At 31.7% G+C, this 17,390-nt stretch carries 18 protein-coding genes and 1 pseudogene; 1 reads left to right on the top strand and 18 read right to left on the bottom strand.

Annotated features, from left to right (window positions below):
- Positions 1 to 100 precede the first annotated feature (100 nt).
- From RH82_RS09090 to RH82_RS09005, 18 genes are all read right to left on the bottom strand, one after another.
- Positions 101 to 1,120: a sugar phosphate nucleotidyltransferase gene (locus RH82_RS09090; RefSeq protein ID WP_034060066.1), complete on the bottom strand. Its 1,020-nt coding sequence runs from the start codon at positions 1,118 to 1,120 to the stop codon at positions 101 to 103.
- A gap of 83 nt (positions 1,121 to 1,203) precedes the next feature.
- Entirely contained in the window at positions 1,204 to 1,638 is a 435-nt protein-coding gene (gene dut / locus RH82_RS09085; RefSeq protein ID WP_034060064.1) for a dUTP diphosphatase, read from the bottom strand.
- 35 nt (positions 1,639 to 1,673) lie between these two features.
- The gene (locus tag RH82_RS09080; RefSeq protein ID WP_034060062.1) at positions 1,674 to 3,134 is read right to left on the bottom strand and encodes an oligosaccharide flippase family protein; all 1,461 of its coding nucleotides are present in this window, start codon (positions 3,132 to 3,134) and stop codon (positions 1,674 to 1,676) included.
- A 170-nt stretch (positions 3,135 to 3,304) separates the two neighbouring features.
- Positions 3,305 to 3,799: a hypothetical protein gene (locus RH82_RS09075; RefSeq protein ID WP_034060059.1), complete on the bottom strand. Its 495-nt coding sequence runs from the start codon at positions 3,797 to 3,799 to the stop codon at positions 3,305 to 3,307.
- 183 nt (positions 3,800 to 3,982) lie between these two features.
- Positions 3,983 to 4,516, bottom strand: coding sequence for a hypothetical protein (locus RH82_RS09070; RefSeq protein ID WP_034060058.1), 534 nt, complete (start codon positions 4,514 to 4,516; stop codon positions 3,983 to 3,985).
- A 228-nt stretch (positions 4,517 to 4,744) separates the two neighbouring features.
- Positions 4,745 to 5,605 carry an ATP synthase F1 subunit gamma gene (gene atpG / locus RH82_RS09065; protein WP_034060057.1) on the bottom strand — a complete coding sequence of 287 codons (861 nt, stop codon included), beginning with the start codon at positions 5,603 to 5,605 and terminating at the stop codon, positions 4,745 to 4,747.
- 105 nt (positions 5,606 to 5,710) lie between these two features.
- Positions 5,711 to 7,291 carry a F0F1 ATP synthase subunit alpha gene (gene atpA / locus RH82_RS09060; RefSeq protein WP_034060056.1) on the bottom strand — a complete coding sequence of 527 codons (1,581 nt, stop codon included), beginning with the start codon at positions 7,289 to 7,291 and terminating at the stop codon, positions 5,711 to 5,713.
- Positions 7,292 to 7,348: 57 nt separating this feature from the next.
- Positions 7,349 to 7,879: an ATP synthase F1 subunit delta gene (gene atpH / locus RH82_RS09055; RefSeq protein WP_034060054.1), complete on the bottom strand. Its 531-nt coding sequence runs from the start codon at positions 7,877 to 7,879 to the stop codon at positions 7,349 to 7,351.
- An 8-nt stretch (positions 7,880 to 7,887) separates the two neighbouring features.
- Positions 7,888 to 8,388 (bottom strand): F0F1 ATP synthase subunit B, encoded by a 501-nt coding sequence (locus RH82_RS09050; RefSeq protein WP_034060052.1) that lies wholly within the window; start codon positions 8,386 to 8,388, stop codon positions 7,888 to 7,890.
- Between the two features lie 93 nt (positions 8,389 to 8,481).
- A complete protein-coding gene (gene atpE, locus RH82_RS09045) occupies positions 8,482 to 8,676 on the bottom strand; it encodes an ATP synthase F0 subunit C (protein ID WP_034060051.1) in 195 nt (64 codons plus the stop codon).
- Between the two features lie 32 nt (positions 8,677 to 8,708).
- Positions 8,709 to 9,836: a F0F1 ATP synthase subunit A gene (gene atpB / locus RH82_RS09040; RefSeq protein ID WP_034060549.1), complete on the bottom strand. Its 1,128-nt coding sequence runs from the start codon at positions 9,834 to 9,836 to the stop codon at positions 8,709 to 8,711.
- Between the two features lie 95 nt (positions 9,837 to 9,931).
- Positions 9,932 to 10,318 carry a DUF6168 family protein gene (locus RH82_RS19245; protein WP_034060050.1) on the bottom strand — a complete coding sequence of 129 codons (387 nt, stop codon included), beginning with the start codon at positions 10,316 to 10,318 and terminating at the stop codon, positions 9,932 to 9,934.
- Positions 10,311 to 10,532 carry an AtpZ/AtpI family protein gene (locus RH82_RS09030; protein WP_034060049.1) on the bottom strand — a complete coding sequence of 74 codons (222 nt, stop codon included), beginning with the start codon at positions 10,530 to 10,532 and terminating at the stop codon, positions 10,311 to 10,313. The genes RH82_RS19245 and RH82_RS09030 overlap by 8 nt, the downstream gene beginning before the upstream one ends.
- Complete coding sequence (locus RH82_RS09025; protein WP_034060047.1) at positions 10,504 to 10,905, bottom strand: bactofilin family protein; 402 nt, start codon at positions 10,903 to 10,905, stop codon at positions 10,504 to 10,506. Before RH82_RS09025 ends, RH82_RS09030 begins: the two co-directional genes overlap by 29 nt.
- Before the next feature lie 27 nt (positions 10,906 to 10,932).
- Positions 10,933 to 13,485, bottom strand: coding sequence for a type IX secretion system periplasmic lipoprotein PorW/SprE (gene porW / locus RH82_RS09020; protein ID WP_034060045.1), 2,553 nt, complete (start codon positions 13,483 to 13,485; stop codon positions 10,933 to 10,935).
- A gap of 229 nt (positions 13,486 to 13,714) precedes the next feature.
- Positions 13,715 to 14,422, bottom strand: coding sequence for an ABC transporter ATP-binding protein (locus tag RH82_RS09015; RefSeq protein ID WP_034060043.1), 708 nt, complete (start codon positions 14,420 to 14,422; stop codon positions 13,715 to 13,717).
- 6 nt (positions 14,423 to 14,428) lie between these two features.
- Positions 14,429 to 15,904, bottom strand: coding sequence for a DUF5687 family protein (locus RH82_RS09010; protein ID WP_034060042.1), 1,476 nt, complete (start codon positions 15,902 to 15,904; stop codon positions 14,429 to 14,431).
- A gap of 82 nt (positions 15,905 to 15,986) precedes the next feature.
- On the bottom strand, positions 15,987 to 16,298 hold the full coding sequence (locus tag RH82_RS09005) for a hypothetical protein (RefSeq protein ID WP_034060041.1): 312 nt from the start codon (positions 16,296 to 16,298) through the stop codon (positions 15,987 to 15,989).
- Between the two features lie 84 nt (positions 16,299 to 16,382).
- Between RH82_RS09005 and RH82_RS09000 the strand changes: the two are divergent.
- Positions 16,383 to 17,273, top strand: a pseudogene (locus RH82_RS09000) (IS256 family transposase, variant Zn-binding type); the annotation flags it as partial.
- Positions 17,274 to 17,390 lie beyond the last annotated feature (117 nt).

The raw sequence follows: 17,390 nt of genomic DNA, 5'->3' as shown, positions 1-17,390 counted from the left end.
CTTCGCATCATTCTTGATGACAGCTCAAAAGTTATTCCAAAAAAAAATTAGATAGATTAATGAGATTACTGCAACAAGCTCAGCGCAAGTGGCAGAAATTTTATTCCAATATAGAATAATCACCAATACTAATTTTGGTGAATTTACCATCGTACTTAACGTGGTTTCCAATCATAGCTTCGTCTAAATTAGCATTTTTTATTATGGTTTCATTTTGAATTAGGCTGTTTTTAACTGTACTGTTCTCAATTATACAATTATTTCCAATAGAAACATTTGGACCTATTGTAGCATTTTTCAAAATAACATTCTTACCAATATAACAAGGTTCGATAATGTTTGAATTTTCATTTTTTACGGAATCAGAAATTAATTGCTCTTCGTCATCTGCTTTTAAAAAGCCCAACATACGTTGGTTGGTTTCTAGAGTTACTGCTTTGTTTCCGCAATCCATCCATTCGCTAACTTCTCCAGTTTTAAATACTTTTCCGTTTGCCATCATGCCTTTAATACCATCGTTAATTTGGTATTCTCCACCATTAATAATGTTATTATCAAGTACTTTTTGAAGTTCAGCTTTTAAAGCAGAAACCTCTTTAAAGTAATAAATACCAATGACTGCTAAATCGCTAACAAACTGCTCTGGCTTTTCTACGAGCTCAACAATTTCTTTATTATCGTTTAATTTAACAACACCATAAGCTTCTGGTTTATCGACTTGTTTTACCCAAATAACAGCATCTGCTTCTGGATCTAAATCAAAATTAGCACGTATAAGTGTATCGGCATAAGCGATAACTGCAGGGCCAGAAAGAGACTCTTTAGCACACATAATAGCATGACCTGTTCCTAACGGTTGGTCTTGTCTATAAATAGATGCTTTAGCACCTAAGCTTTCAGCCAATGCTTTTAAACTAGCGACAACGTCATCTCCAAACCAAGCTGGATCACCTAAAACAAAGGCAATTTCTTCTATTGGTTGGTCTAATACTTTTACAATATCTTTTACTAAACGATGTACTATTGGTTGTCCTGCAACAGGAATTAATGGTTTTGGTACTGTTAAACTATGTGGACGTAAACGAGAACCTCGTCCTGCCATTGGTACTATTATTTTCATATAAACTCTTTATTTTCATTTCCACGAAGGTGGAAATTTTATTAATTAATAACTGTATTAATACTAATACTTGTATGGGTTTCCTAAGAAACTCCAGTACTACCAAAACCACCGTCTCCTCTTTCGGTTTCAGACAGTATTTTAACCTCTTGCCATTCTGCTCTTTCATGTTTAGCAATGACTAATTGTGCAATACGCTCTCCGTTTTCGATGCGGAATGCTTCCGAAGATAAATTGACTAATATAACGCCAACTTCACCTCTATAATCCGCATCTACAGTTCCTGGAGCATTAAGCACTGTAACGCCTTTTTTAGCCGCTAAACCACTTCTTGGTCTTACTTGTGCTTCTATACCAATTGGAAGCTCTAAAAACAGTCCTGTTGGCACTATTGCGCGTTCCATTGGTTCCAGTATAATACTTTCTTTAATATTAGCTCTTAAATCCATTCCAGCAGAAGCAATGGTTTCGTAATGTGGTAAAGCGTGAGCGGACTTATTTATTATTTTTATATTCATTTTATGAGATTCTTCACTAAGCTCTAAATAACAGATTAGCTACTTTTTAATATTTGTTTTAGCTCCTTTTTTTCAAGCTGAAAAACGATGCCTAAAAATACAATTAATGCTCCAATTCCAACAACATAATTGCCTCTAAATTGATAGAAATACAACATAGAAAGCAGTGTTGAAAGACCAAAGTAAAGTCCTATCTTCTTCAGGTTATATGGAATAGGGTAGTATTTTCTTCCGAAGTAAAAAGATAACAACATCATTATTGCATATGCTGAAAGTGTAGCAATAGCTGAGCCTTTAAAACCAATTTCAGGAATTAAAACATAATTTAAAACCAATGTTATTATAGCTCCAAATATTGAAATGTATGCGCCAAACTTAGTGCGATCTGTAATTTTATACCATACCGAAAGGTTATGGTAAATTCCCAAACAAAAGTTAGCTAGAAGAATAAAAGGAACAATCCACATAGCTTCATAATAGGCTTCACTTCTTATAATATAAGGTTTTAGAACATCTGCAAATACAACAACAGTTAATAGAATAACAGAACCAAAAGCCACAAAGTATTCTAAGATTCTTGCATAATTTTTTTGAGGGTTTTCTGTTTTAGAGTGACTAAAAAAGTAAGGTTCAATGCCTAAACGGAAAGCGGTTGCAAACAAGGTCATAAACAAAGCTAGCTTATAACATGCCGAATACATGCCAACTTGCTCGTCTGCAATATTAGCCGGTAATAATTTTTCTAACAGAATACGATCAAAAGTTTCATTAACAGAATAGGCAATACCTGCAATTAAAACTGGCATGGCGTAACGCATCATTTTTTTCCACAAAACAGTATCAAATTTGAGTTTGATTTTAGAATAAAATGGAAGCAATAATAGTAATGTAATTCCACTTGCAATTAAGTTGGAAATGAAGACGTAACTAATTTCAAAATCATTTAAATAAATACTATTAAACATTGAATGACCTTCAGCTAATCCTTTTAAATACAATAAGAGAAAAACATTGAGTCCCAAATTAATAGTAACATTTAGTATTTTAATAATAGCATAACGCATTGGTCTTGCTGTTGCGCGTAACCATGCAAATGGAATAATTACCAAAGCATCCAATAGAAGAATAATAAATATTAAATTGAGGTACTTAAGTTCTATATTTATTAGTGATGAAATTTGATTTCTAAAGAGAAAAGCAACTCCTAATAAAGCAAATGAGCTTACTAATAATGAAATTGCAGATGTACTTGTTACTTTTTCTTTATTCTCGTTTGTATTAAAAAATCTAAAAAAAGCCGTTTCCATTCCGTAAGCTAGAACTACATTAAAAAGAACAAAATAAGCGAATATAAAAGATACGCGTCCATATTCTGCTGTCGATAACACGTTTGGATCTGTATAGAGTGGCACTAAAATAAAACTCAACATACGCGGTAGCACAGTTGCTAAACCATAAATAAATGTTTGTTTAAAAAGAGATTTAAATCCGCTCAAATTGGTGTAAAATAATTAGGTTAAATATATTGATTCTATTAGAACTATAAAAATATTTTTATTTGCTTTTTACCTATTGATTCTCTGGTTACAAAGAAACTGCTATAGGTTCGTTTTTAGAAATTAAAAAAAAAGTAATTAGTCTGCTTTGACAGCCAAGTTGACAGCTATTAATTTGGTTTTTCTACAACGTTATCTATTTGATAAAATTTGATTTCTGTACCATTAATATAGCTTACTACACATTGATTATCTTCTAATTTAAATGAAATTTTTTCTATTGCATTTGGTATTGTATTTCCATATTCTGCATTGGGTTCATTACTCATATTAATATCGTTTTCCTGTTCCATAAGTAATGCAAAACTAGAGGCTTTACCATTTATAATCTTGCCAACTCTATTTCTAAAATAGACTTTGTCTATTACATAATTATACTTATTTGCTAATTCTGGAAAGAAAATACTTATAACAGATTTCTGTTCTACAACTTGTTGTTGATAGTAAACTTTTCCCGCTGTTATATCTCCTTTGGGTTCTAATTTTATGTCTAAATTTTCTGTTACACTTTTAGGTTTCTTTTGTACTGAACTCTTACATTGAAAAAAACTGATTAGCATTACTAAAGAAAGTGTTAAAAATAATAGTGTTTTAAATAGTTTCATAATAATCCTAATTTGATTATAAATATAGTGAAACAGTTTTCATTACGTTTTATCGTAAATTTCTAAGTTTCTGTTGAAAAAATTAGCGCACTATCTAGTAAATTACCGTCTTTAACGCAAGAAATTAGTTTATCTTAATAGGGGTTTTTTTTTATAATTAAGAAAATTGAACTGCAAATAATATTAATGCTTTGGTCGAGCGCTTGGATATTCTATTCTCCTTTTCTCCGTTAAATTTTCTAATAACAAATACTTAGCAGTACCATTCTCAATATAACTTATAACACATTCGTTATCTTTTAAATTGAAAGGAAAATTACTCTTAAGTAACTGATTTACATCTTCAGCTTTTATATTATTGCTAAAAACAATACTGTCTTGTTGGTTTGCTGCAGTTTTAAAACTTGCTATATAACTCTTTTTATCTAGTTGCATCTTAGACTTCATATCTCTAAAATATACACTATCAAAAGCGACACTATTTTTATTACTTAATACTGAAATATATAGATGTATCCCAGAACCTCCTCCTCGTACTCCTGCAACCCAACTTTGAAAATAGGCATTGCCTAAAATAAAAGATGTTTTATCTTCTAATTTTAAAATTTGGTTGTTGTTTTTTGAATTACTAACTTCATTTGAGCTTTTACAATGTGTAAAACTGGCTAGCATTACAACAAATACCAACAAAAAAGCTAAAGTTTTATATAGTTTCATAGTTCTCGTTATTTGATTCTAAATATAATAAACAATTTTCATTCCGTTTAATTCATAAAATTTGTATTCTTGAGATTTAAATCTTTAAAACTAGGGATTACAGGCTTTAATTTTTGAAGTACAATTATAATTAAAACATAAAAAAGCCTTATTCTAATTAGAATAAGGCTTTAGTCTTTTAGATTCTGCACAAGTACAGAAACAAACGTTAGTTATTATATGCTTCGTCTAATTATTAAGTGCTTCTGCACCACCAACAATTTCTAAAATTTCGTTAGTAATAGAAGCTTGACGTGCTTTATTATATGTTAATTTTAACTGATCTCTAAGTTCGGTTGCATTATCTGTCGCTTTATGCATTGCTGTCATACGTGCGCCATGCTCACTTGCAAAACTATCTCTAATACCTTTGTATAATTGTGTTTTTAACGACTTAGGTATTAACTGTTCTACAATTTCTAATTTAGAAGGCTCAAAAATATAATCTGCTTTTACAACAACAGCTCCTTCAATAGGTACAATTGGTAAAAACTGCTCTGTCATTATAATTTGAGTTGCAGCATTTTTAAACTTGTTGTAAACGATTTCAATTTTATCGAACTCACCAGTAACAAATTTCTCCATTAGCATTTCTGCTATTTTTGCAACGTTATCGAAAGTTAAGTCGTCGAAAACATCACTTTTATTATCGATAACAAGGCCTAATTTAGAAAAAGCATCGTTACTTTTCTTTCCTATTGCAATTACAGAAACCTTTTTTCCTGCATGTACATTATCAATTAAATTTTTTGTTTGCTTGATAATGTTAGAGTTAAAAGCACCTGCTAAACCTCTATTTGAAGAAATTGAAACAATAAGTACATTCTTAACGTCTCTCTCTTCAGAATATTGACTACCAGAATCGGCATCAAGTGTTGCGCTTAAACTCTGTAAAAGCTCTGTTAACTTATCTGCATAAGGTCGCATTGCTGTAATAGCATCTTGTGCTTTCTTTAACTTTGCAGCGGATACCATTTTCATGGCACTAGTAATCTGCATCGTTGAAGATACTGAAGCTATTCTATTACGTATTTCTTTTAAGTTTGCCATTTTTCCTATCCTAAATCCTTTCCTAAGGAAAGGACTTTAATTAGTTGAACTTGATGTCATAAATCCATCTTAAAACGCCTTCTTTTTGAGAAAGTTGGGATAAGATTATGCTCTATATTTAGCTGAAAGGTCTTTACATACATTCATTAATGTATCTGTAACCTCATCAGTTAATTTTCCTGTTTTTAAAGTATCTAAAACACCTCTATGTTTAGCGTTTAAGAATTCAAGATAATCTCTTTCGAATTCTTTAATTTTATTGACAGGAACGTCTTTTAATAAGTTTTTGGATCCAGCATAAATAATTGCCACTTGATCTTCTACTTTAAATGGATCGTTTTGACCTTGCTTTAAAATCTCTACGTTACGTTTACCTTTATTAATAACATTTAAAGTAACAGCATCTAAATCTGAACCAAACTTAGCAAACGCTTCTAATTCACGATACTGTGCTTGATCTAGTTTTAATGTTCCAGACACTTTTTTCATGGCTTTAATCTGTGCATTACCACCAACACGAGATACAGAAATACCTACGTTAATTGCTGGACGAACACCAGAGTTAAATAAATCTCCATCTAAGAAAATTTGTCCATCTGTAATTGAAATTACATTTGTTGGAATATATGCCGAAACATCTCCTGCTTGTGTTTCTATAATTGGTAAAGCTGTAAGAGAACCACCACCTTTTACGATTGGCTTAAGCGAATCTGGTAAATCATTCATTTCACTAGCGATCGCATCATTATTAATAATTTTTGCAGAACGCTCTAATAATCTTGAGTGCAGGTAAAATACATCTCCAGGATATGCCTCACGTCCTGGTGGACGTCTTAATAATAAAGAAACCTCACGATAAGCAACGGCTTGTTTTGATAAATCATCAAATACAATTAATGCTGGTCTACCAGTATCTCTAAAATACTCTCCAATAGATGCTCCTGTAAACGGTGCATAAACTTGCATTGCTGCAGGATCACTTGCGTTTGCAGCAACTATTGTTGTGTAAGCTAAAGCTCCTTTTTCTTCTAAAGTTTTAGCAATTAATGCTACTGTTGCGGCCTTTTGACCTACAGCAACGTATATACAATATACAGGCTCGCCTGCATCGTAAAATTCTTTTTGATTTAAGATAGCATCAATACAAACTGCAGTTTTACCTGTTTGTCTGTCACCAATTACTAGCTCACGTTGTCCTCTACCTACTGGAATCATAGCATCAATTGCCTTAATTCCTGTTTGTAATGGCTCTGTTACTGGCTCTCTGTAAATAACACCTGGCGCTTTACGCTCTAAAGGCATCTCGTAAGTCGTTCCTGTAATAGGTCCTTTTCCATCGATAGGACTTCCTAAAGTGTCTACAACACGACCAACAATACCTTCACCTACTTGAATAGATGCGATACGCTCGGTACGCTTTACTGTAGAACCTTCTCTAACGCCTACTGAAGTTCCTAATAATACAATACCTACATTATCTTCTTCAAGGTTCAAGACAATACCTTCTAATCCGCCATCGAATTCTACTAATTCTCCATACTGAGCGTTAGCTAATCCGTAAGCACGTACGATACCATCACCTACAGTTAATACTGTTCCAACTTCGTCTAATGAAGCGCTAGCTTCAAATCCTGCAAGTTGTTGTTTTAAGATTGCTGATACTTCAGCTGGTTTTACTTCTGCCATTTTAATAGTATTAAGATTTCAGTATTAAGTTTTAAACTCTTTACTGATTTATTAATTTTAGTTTAATGTAAATTCTCTTCTTAATTTGTTTAGTTGATTTGTAATACTTGCATCGTATTGTAAATCGCCTACACGTAATATGAAACCTCCAAGGATAGTTTCATCTATAATATTTTCTACAGCTACTTCTTTTCCAGTAAGTTCTTTAACTTTTGCTAAAACCTTTACTTTTAAATCGTCTGTTAATGGTAAAGCTGTTGTTACTGTTGCAACTTCAGTTCCATTTAATTTATCGAATAAAACCGAAAATTGCTTAGCTACTTCAGGAAGTATTGCAATTCTTTTATTGGTAATTAATGTATTAATAGTGTTTACTGTTAAAGGATTAATGCCTTTAAAAATTTCCAGTAAAGCAGATTTTTTTATTGAATCGCTAACTACAGGACTATTAAGCACATCGCTTAAGTCTTTGCTTTGCGCAACAGTATTTGCTATTAGATGCATATCGTTATTTACAGCAGCTGCTGCATTTTGATCTTGCGCTAAACTTAACACTGCTTTTGCATAACGTATTGCTGCTCTTGCCATCTATCTTATTAGTTAAGTTTTGCTTCACCTAATAAAGACTCAACTAATGCTAATTGTTTGTCTTTGTTAGATAATTCTTGACGTACTACTTTTTCTGCAATATCTACAGATAAACCAGCAACATGACTCTTTAATTCTGCCATAGCTGATTTTTTTTCGCTTTCGATAGCTTCTTGCGCTTGAGCAATCATTTTGTTTGCCTGCGTTTGTGCTTCTTCTTTAGCGCCTTCAATCATTGAGTTTTTTATCTCACGTGCCTCTTTAAGCATTGCTTCACGTTCTGCACGTGCATCGTTTAATAACTTTTGGTTATCTGCTTGAAGATTTTGCATCTCTAACTTTGCTTTCTCAGCTGAGTCTAATGCATCTTGAATTCCTTCTTCTCTTTCATTTAAAGAATTCATAATTGGCTTCCATGCGAATTTTACCATTAATAAAATTAATAGTAAAAGTAAGATAGTTTGAACTACAAATAATCCAGGTGAAAAATCATTTAATAACTTATCCATTTCTAAATTTATTTAAAATTTTTCTGTTTAATTTGAAAAACACAACCTGCAACCAACCGTTGCAGATTTGTGTTTTAAAAGTTTGATTGCTGCTTACTTTCCTAAGAATAAAGCACCGAATGCTAAACCTTCTAAAAGTGCTGCAATAATAATCATCGCTGTTTGGATTTTTCCATAAGCCTCTGGTTGACGAGCAATACCTTCCATTGCTTTTCCACCAATTTGACCAAGACCTATTCCTGCTCCGATTACGATTAAACCTGCTCCAATTAAATTGTAAGTTACCATAATAATAAATTTATTAAATTAAACAAAATGTATTAATGATGCTCGTGCTCTGCTACTGCCATACCTATAAATAATGCAGAAAGCATTGTAAAGATATAAGCTTGTAAGAAAGCAACTAAAACCTCAATTAATGTTATAAAAAATGATAATACTAATGACAATCCTGTTGCACCAACCACACCTAGTGATTCTTTTAGTGTAAACATAATTGCTATTAAACTCATTACCACAATATGACCTGCTGAAATGTTTGCGAACAAACGTACTAATAATGAAAATGGCTTGATTACTAAAGCTCCAGCTAATTCTATAATAGCCAAAACTGGACGAATTAAATATGGTACTCCTGGCATCCATAAAATGTGCATCCAATAGTCTTTATTACCACTTACTGTATATATTACTAATGTAAATATTGCTAAACACGCTGTTACAGCTAACTGCCCAGTTACATTAAAACCAAATGGTGTTAAACCTAATAGGTTTAATATCCAAATGAAGAAAAATACCGTTAATAAATAACCTGTAAATCTTCTATAATGTTTTTCTCCAATGTTTGGTCTTGCAATTTCGTCTCTTACGTATAAAACTAAAGGCTCTAATACACGTCCAAAACCTGTTGGTATTTGCTTCTTTTTATATTGTCTTGCTAAACCAGAAAACCAGAATAACATTAATAGTCCAATAACTAAAACACCAAAAACACTTTTTGTGATTGAAAAATCCCACACTCTATGTGCGTTTGTTGCATGATGCTCTGCATCATAGCTTACTGCTGAAGCTCCTGCATCTAATTCAAGAATTTTAGAGTGACTTTTTACAAGTTTTACTCCGTTTTTCTCAACAATTACGCTTCCATCATCATTGTGATGAAATTCTGAAGACATAAATGAAACCAGTCCATTACTAGACCATACTATTACAGGCAATGGAAAACCAAAGTGCTTACGTTCTCCTGCATCACTTGTGTAAGAGAATAAAGAAAAATCGTGAGAATCTTGAATGTGGTGAAGAATGTAATCTTCAACCTCTTTTTTTGTATCTACTTGACCTCCATCATCTCCATCTTTATTAATAGGAGTATCAGCCATTGCAAAAGTACTTGCAAAAAGCATTGATATGAGGACGAAAAATTTAAACGTTTGTTTGGCTACCTTCATTGTTAAAAAAATCAAAAAAACTGCGTTTTTAAATTCCGTGCAAAGGTATGTAATTATTTGAAAATAAAATTAATTTTTCTTTAATAACTTTTCAGCTATTTCTTATTCAAAATCTTAGTTATAAAATAGACTTCTAAAAAAAGAAAAAGGAAGACTGGAATTAGCAGGTTTAAACTTTCCGTTTTAGTTAATTTTTCAATTGAAAAAATACTGTCTTTAAAAGCTACTACAAAAAGCATAAGCTTGGTTATAAAAGTAAAAACATAGATAAACCCTAATTGCGAAGACCACTTTATAGAATTAGAAAGCAATAAAAAACCAATACTAATTACAAATGAAATAACACAATGAAAAATATAAACTTCTAATAAAGATAATCTTAAGTTTGTTTTGTAAGCAACTAAGGTATAGCAATGAAGATTGAAAGCAACTACCAGTAAAGCAAAAAAAGACACTAAATAGATACTAATTTTTTTAATCATTGTCTTTAGAAATTTTTAAAACTTGACTTATAACTAAGTACATAGCTACGAAAACTGCAAAGAGTGTAATTATATTTTCCCAATAATTTGTTTGGTATTTAGTATCTAACCATGCGCCTAGCATGTTTCCTAGCCAAATAGTTCCTCCCATTTGGAAAGCAACAGAGGTAAATCTTAAATAAGGACTAAGCCGTTTTCTTTCCTTTTTGCTCACCTTTAATATCTTTTACTGTAGATTTCATAACGCACGATACGTTAAATGTTGCTCCAGGTTCTATAGCTAATTTTTCTATAACAACTTCACCTTCTATATGCGCAGAGGCTTTTAAAGTTAGTGTTCCTGTGAGTTTTAATTTACCAGTGAATTTGCCCTCAAAGTGTGCATTACCACTTTGTAAAGAACCATGAATTTCTCCTGTTTTACCAACAACAACTTTTCCAGGTGTTCTAACATCTCCTTCTATTATACCATCTATCCTTATATCACCTTCACTAGAAAAGGTGCCAAATATTTTGGTGCCTTTAGCAATTACATTTTGAATTGAACAATGTTCTTGTTGTTTACTTTTTTTATTATCAGAAAACATGATTGTTAATTTTAAGATTTTGCTAATTTATTGATTAGCAGTATAAGCTTGTAAATTTTTATGAATTTGAAGTATTCTATAATTGTTAGTCGAAATCCCAAAAAACGGACGTTCAATTTTTTCTTTTAGTTTCGTAGGAAATAAAGATGTAAATTCTCTTGCGGTTTCTATGCTTCTTAATCCATGTACAACAACAAATGTTTGATCTTTAGTATAAATATCTATAGAGGTTGACATATTATTGTATTTCGCTGCATTAAGTGTTTCGTCTAGAACTTTCTTAAAATCATCAATTTCAATTTTATCAGTACTTAAAAACTGATATACAACTTTACATTTTGTTGCGCTAGCATCGTCTTCAAATTCTGTTTTTTGCAATTCTTTTATAGACGTGTTCAAAATAGCTTGAGCTTGAATAGCCTCTTGAGTATTGGCATAATTTACAACAACATCGTTAATTGCTTTCTTATAAGCAACAAAACCCTCTAGTCTTCCTTTTGCAAAGGCTTTTAAAAGTTCAAATTTAGGCACAATATCATCGCCTTCGAATGTTATAATATATTTTTCGCACGTAGTAATGACTGTTTGAAATTCTTGTGCTTCAAATTGCTTGTAAGTGTCCTCGTAAATACTTTCTGGACTACTTTTGTCTTTTGCTAAAGCTACCTCTGGATTGCTTAAAATTTTTGCGTAACGGGAGTCTGGATAATTAGAAATAATTTTGTTTTTAAGAATATCTGCTTCTGCAGTGTTTCCTAAAGTTTCATACATTTTAAACAAATTGTATTGCGATGGTAATATTAAACGTTCTTCCGGATTGTTATTTAATAAATCTGTGAATTTTGATTTTGACAGGTCGTATTCTTTAAATTTCTCCTTGTAAATTAATCCTAATTGAAAGTAAGCTAAATTACGCTGCTTTGAAATGCTATCGATTACTTTCGCATCTGAAGGAATCTTGGCTAAATAAAATTTTGGATCTAATAACACATCATCTTTTACAATTGAATCATTAACTTTAGAAACAATTGTAGGTTTATTTGACTTAGAGCCACCGTCTGACCATCTCCAATTATCTGCATTTTCTCTTTCTCCCCAAATACGCTGAAACTGGTTTTTTCCATAAGCAACCGTTTGGTCGTTATAGAAATAAAACTTTGAAGGCTTAGTAGGACCTCCTTTTGATTTAAAGGTCTTGCCTTCGTTTTGTCCCGAATTATTTTGAACCAAACCTTTTTTCTGTTTTTCTATCGCTAAACGCTCCGCCTCTGCTTCTTTTTCTAACTTTAAATTAGCAACATAATCCTCAAAAAAACGTTGTCTTTCTGGTTCACTCATTTTCACCAAACGAATGATACTATCGTTCGCTTCTGCTACACCTTCATAATAAATAACATCGTCTAGATTTTCTCTTTTACGCTTAATGATTCTATATGGCTTACTGTTTTTAACCATTTTCGTCATTGTACTATCATAATATGCGCCTGCTACTTTGTAGTTATTAACATCGAAACTCATATCGCCAAGAATCTCGTAATTTCTTGCCATTAAAATTTTATCCTGAGAATTGGTGCGAATCGATTTGTTGTAGTAAGTAATCGCTAAAGAATCTGACTTCTGTTTTAAATGATACTGAGCCACTTGATGATAAATCTGATCTAAAAAGGGTCTATTCTCTCTATCTTCCTCAAGATCTGTTAAATAGGTTATAAATTCTAGTTTATTCCCTTTTTCATAATCGAAATTTTTAGCTTTTTCTACGTGAGCACTAATTAAGTATTTACGTGGAATTTTTCTATTTAAATCAATTACTCTATCAAAAGCAATGTTTGCACTGTCTTTGTCTTGCAAGGCATTATACAACTGACCTTGAATAAAGTAGTATCTACCTTCTTCACTAGGTTTTTTAGTAGACTCTGCAGCAATTACAATTTGTGTTAAAGCACTATCAATAGATTTGGTATTAATATATGCTTGCGCCATTGTTGAAGAAGCATCTGCTAAATCTTGGCCTTCTAATTCTTCTTGTTCTAAGAGTGTTTTTATGTTTTTAATAGCCAACACATCATTCTCTAAACGCATATTGGTTTTTTCTCTCCAAATTCGTGCTTGATTAATGTTACTACTTGCTGGGTATTTATATAAAATGTAGTTAAAAGCCTCTAAAGCTGGCACAAAACGCTGATCGAAATAACGAGATTTTCCTAAAAGAATATAAGCTTCGTCTATTTGTGGATTGTGTTCTTTACCTTGAATATTCATACCATGTTTTTGTATGGCTTTTACCGCTTTCTCTTCTGAAGTTTTGAAATTTGAGTTTTTAGACTCACCAGGCAGCATAATATCATCAAGTATTTGCATACGCTCTACTGGTAAAATATCCCAATAGTTGTCTTTATAAGCTTCGTTTAAAGTTTCACGCCCTTTCTCTAAAGCAATAAAACCATTATACAATATGTTATATTCTGTAGTTACAGCATGGAAGTTTCTGCTAATAAAACTGTCGTTTTTACGCGAACAACCTGTAATTATTAGGGCAGAAACGGCTATAAATAATATGGATTTTTTAACTTTTTTCAACGGTGTTGTATTTAGTCTAATACATAACTTTAAACTTAAACGGATATTGTTAGCTATTAGATAAGCACGTAAAAATAAGCATCTTTTTTGGATTTACTAAATATTAGCAATAATCTGACCATAAAAACACAAGGTTTTAAAAAAATCTATGTTTTAGATTCTCTATTTCACGGAAACACCAATTTCTACAGAAACCTTCAAGGAGAGAGTCTAAAGGAATTCTTATAAATTAAACCTCTGCCACACCAGAAAAATGCGCTTCTAACTCTTTTAAAGTCGCTGCACTAGTTTCTAAATCTTTAATAACCTCACCTTTTTCTAACACTACAATACGTTCGCAAACATCAGTAACGTGCAGTAAATCGTGACTAGATACCAAAACAGTTACACCTTGCTTTTGTGCTAAATCTTTAATAATACCTTTTAATCTAATTTGTGTTGTAGGATCTAAGTTTGCAAAAGGTTCGTCGAGAATAATAACTTCTGGGTTTCCAATAAGTGCGGCAACAATACCTACTTTCTTTTGGTTTCCTTTACTTAAATCTCTTAAATATTTTTTTTGTTTAAGAATTTCGCCGTGGAAAAAATCTTGAAATTCAGCGAGAAGTGTATCAACCTCTTCTTTCTTTTGTCCACGAAGTTCGCCAATAAAATAAAAATATTCTTCGGCTGTAAGATAACCAATCAGGAATGTTTCATCTATAAAAGCTGAAGTAAATGGTTTCCAGTCTTCACTTTCATTCACCATTACATTATTGTTCTTAATATGTCCAGTTGTTGGTTGAATAAGATCTAATAGCAAACTGAAATAGGTTGTTTTTCCTGCTCCATTATTTCCTACTAATCCAAAACTCTGTCCTTTAGGAATGTCTAAATTTTCTATATTTAAAACAGTAACTCCGTTGTATGTTTTCGAAAGGTTTGATGTTGTTATCATAACTTATTAGTTGGTTTGTTTGTATGCAGCTAAGGTTTTATACTTCTCTGCTTTATAAATTTTTTCTATTATACTGAAGACTTTATTTTTGAATAAAAATCCAAAAAACCCTGCAACAGCTACTAAAATAAATCCTAGTATTTCTCCATGGGCAAAATGACCAGCAGCATAAATCCCCACCGGTAATACTAATTTTGGAATGGTTAACAATAGAGTCTTTAAATTGAAAGATTTTTTGTCTCCAAAAGCCTTTTTATTAGACGATAAATCTATAGGCGTTTTAATATATGCACCTCCCCAAAGTACCATGTGTGAATTTACGCCAATATTATAAATAGCACCAGCAACCACTGCGGCATAAGCTTGCCAACCAAGATAAAGGTAAAACGAAGCTAAAACAGTAGAGATTATTGTTGCAATAACCATTAAGTACCATTTAGATTCTAGATATTCTTTATAGCGAATATTCTGGCTCATCATTAAAGGATAATAGGCGCTATCCCAACTTGGTACAAATTGTCCGAAACTAAATAGAAAGCCACCAGAGACAAAAACACCGGCAAAAATGCGCCAAAAAGGACCATCGTAAGCCTCTATGTATCCGGTAAAAAATAGTAACCCATAAAAGATAAAAAGAACACTCATTAATACTGTTGTTTTAGAGCGTTTATTTCTTTTTATAAGCTTAATATCGTTTTTAAGGAATATTGAAACACTACCAAAACGATCTAGCCAAGCCATATTATCTGTTTCGGCAATGGCGACTTTCTTTGCAAGTCCTGCGTCTAAATAAAAGTTTTTTCTAAAATGACTAAATGCCATTTTATATAACAGAAATGCCAAAACTAATGGAATAATTGCCAAATAAGGCTGATTATAAAAAGCTTCAAAAATTGGAGCAGTAAATGTAGTAATGTCGAAAATATCAAAATAAGTTAGTGCGCCAAAAGTGGCTAAAACAACTATTATAGAGTAAAAAACGATGTCTTTACTATTTACAAAAATATTTATAAAGTTATTAGAATAAAACAAACCTAGCATAGCCAAATGCCAACCTATCACATTAACAATGTCGTGTTGACCTTTAACCACTAAAACAATAGAAAACGGAATAAAAAAGAAAGCATGGATAATATTAAAAAACGAAATCATTGTTTTGTTAATACCAAAACTTACTATTTGATCTTTTTTTAATGGTAAATACAATAGTGGTTTAATATTTACTATTGGCATTTTCTGGATAAAATAACGCATGACTAGATCTACTAGAATATAGAAAATTAGAAACTTGTTAATAATTTTTAATGGATCTGGATCTACATATTTTTCAATAACAAAGTAAGCCCCAACACCCATTGCTAATGCATATAAGAGCATAAAAAACACTCCAATAATCATGAGTATTTTAAGCGCAATATTGACTTTAAAAGAAGCTGATCTAAAAAATGATTTCCATTCAAGACTTATAAAATTTTTGAGCATGAGCTTGGTTTATTGGTTTGGTTTATTTGTTAGTGTCTAAAGTCTTCACTTTGTTACAAAGAAAATTCTGGATAAGTTTCTTTTAGTAGTTTTTGGATTTGTTTGGAAGTAATTCTAGGCTAATATAGTTTACTAAGACTAAAATTGTAAAAACGGATGCTAAAGCTAAAACAGCATAGGTATTGTTCGAGAATTCTTCTGAAATATCAAACACCATATGTAATTGGGACAAAAATATTAATGTGGTTCCTCCAGCTTGCTTAAAAATAAGATCTTCAAGCATCCATTTTTTGTTTGACTCTCCTTTTCTACTTTTAAATAGCTTATTTAATTTCCAACTTTTATAACCACACCAAACTGCTATTAAAGTATAAAATGTTGATGTAATAGACAAAATGGTTGCTGATAATCTTGTTAGCCCTTATATTGATTAGGTTTGTAGTAAATCAAAGGCTTTGAATAAAAAAAATGTGTTTATTGTAAGAGTTCCCTAACCAAAAAATATGGGATTAGAAATGAAAAACAACGCTACAAATGTTTATCCTGCGGCACGTTTTTTACAGGAGGAAAACAAGTCATTCCTGCTATCATTTGGGAAGACTATACTAAAGGAAAACAGACTTACCAGCAACTTGCTAGAAAGCACGGATGTTCTAAGAGAACTATCCAGCGAAAAATGGATTTATACAAGGTTACAATTCCAGAGCGCATTCCGAGGAAAATTGTAGTTTTAATGGATACAACCTATTGGGGTAGAAGCTTTGGTTTGATGTTATTTAAGGACGCCTACACCAAAGAAAATCTACTTTGGTATTATGTCCGTTCAGAAACTAATACACTTTACTTAGAAGGTGTTAATCACCTCATATCAAGAGGCTATATTATAGTTGCAATTGTCTGTGATGGAAGAAAGGGACTTCTAGGATTGTTTAAGAATTTACCTGTACAGCTTTGTCAGTTTCATCAGGTTGCAACCATAAGACCATACATAACTAAAAACCCTAAGATGCCTGCTTCAATTGAGCTTAAAGCACTTGTAAGCTTGTTAAAACAGAACGATAAAGAATCTTTTGCTGGAGGCTTAGGATTATGGTTTACAAAATGGGAATGCTTCCTAAATGAGCGCACTACAAACCTCGAAACAGGAAAAAGTTACTATACTCATAAACGACTCAGAAGTGCTTATAGAAGTCTAAACACAAATATAAAATGGCTCTTTACTTGGTATGATAATTTCGATCAAAATATACCTAATACAACAAATATGATTGATGGTCATTTTTCAGATTTAAAAAACAAATTGAGGAATCATAATAGCTTGACTAAAAACAGGAAAATCAAATTTATAAATGAATTTTTAAAAGGATAATACACTTTAAAACGACATAAAAAAGAAGCAGTAAAAGGCTTCATAACTTGTTGTTTTTGTCTAGCTTAAAATAGGTGTCAGACGTGTTCGTTTTTATTAGAATCTAATTCTGTTTTA

Source organism: Lacinutrix jangbogonensis (assembly GCF_000797445.1).
GTDB lineage: Bacteria > Bacteroidota > Bacteroidia > Flavobacteriales > Flavobacteriaceae > Lacinutrix > Lacinutrix jangbogonensis.
Note: the sequence above shows the minus strand (reverse complement) of the source record. Positions and strands in the feature narration are given on the sequence as shown.

What these genes read in the sequence shown, in the direction of transcription:
- RH82_RS09090 (WP_034060066.1), bottom strand. Translation starts at nt 1,120, where the DNA reads ATGAAAATAATAGTACCAATGGCAGGACGAGGTTCTCGTTTACGTCCA.
- dut (WP_034060064.1), bottom strand. Translation starts at nt 1,638, where the DNA reads ATGAATATAAAAATAATAAATAAGTCCGCTCACGCTTTACCACATTAC.
- RH82_RS09075 (WP_034060059.1), bottom strand. Translation starts at nt 3,799, where the DNA reads ATGAAACTATTTAAAACACTATTATTTTTAACACTTTCTTTAGTAATG.
- RH82_RS09070 (WP_034060058.1), bottom strand. Translation starts at nt 4,516, where the DNA reads ATGAAACTATATAAAACTTTAGCTTTTTTGTTGGTATTTGTTGTAATG.
- atpG (WP_034060057.1), bottom strand. Translation starts at nt 5,605, where the DNA reads ATGGCAAACTTAAAAGAAATACGTAATAGAATAGCTTCAGTATCTTCA.
- atpA (WP_034060056.1), bottom strand. Translation starts at nt 7,291, where the DNA reads ATGGCAGAAGTAAAACCAGCTGAAGTATCAGCAATCTTAAAACAACAA.
- atpH (WP_034060054.1), bottom strand. Translation starts at nt 7,879, where the DNA reads ATGGCAAGAGCAGCAATACGTTATGCAAAAGCAGTGTTAAGTTTAGCG.
- RH82_RS09050 (WP_034060052.1), bottom strand. Translation starts at nt 8,388, where the DNA reads ATGGATAAGTTATTAAATGATTTTTCACCTGGATTATTTGTAGTTCAA.
- atpE (WP_034060051.1), bottom strand. Translation starts at nt 8,676, where the DNA reads ATGGTAACTTACAATTTAATTGGAGCAGGTTTAATCGTAATCGGAGCA.
- atpB (WP_034060549.1), bottom strand. Translation starts at nt 9,836, where the DNA reads ATGAAGGTAGCCAAACAAACGTTTAAATTTTTCGTCCTCATATCAATG.
- RH82_RS19245 (WP_034060050.1), bottom strand. Translation starts at nt 10,318, where the DNA reads ATGATTAAAAAAATTAGTATCTATTTAGTGTCTTTTTTTGCTTTACTG.
- RH82_RS09025 (WP_034060047.1), bottom strand. Translation starts at nt 10,905, where the DNA reads ATGTTTTCTGATAATAAAAAAAGTAAACAACAAGAACATTGTTCAATT.
- RH82_RS09015 (WP_034060043.1), bottom strand. Translation starts at nt 14,422, where the DNA reads ATGATAACAACATCAAACCTTTCGAAAACATACAACGGAGTTACTGTT.
- RH82_RS09010 (WP_034060042.1), bottom strand. Translation starts at nt 15,904, where the DNA reads ATGCTCAAAAATTTTATAAGTCTTGAATGGAAATCATTTTTTAGATCA.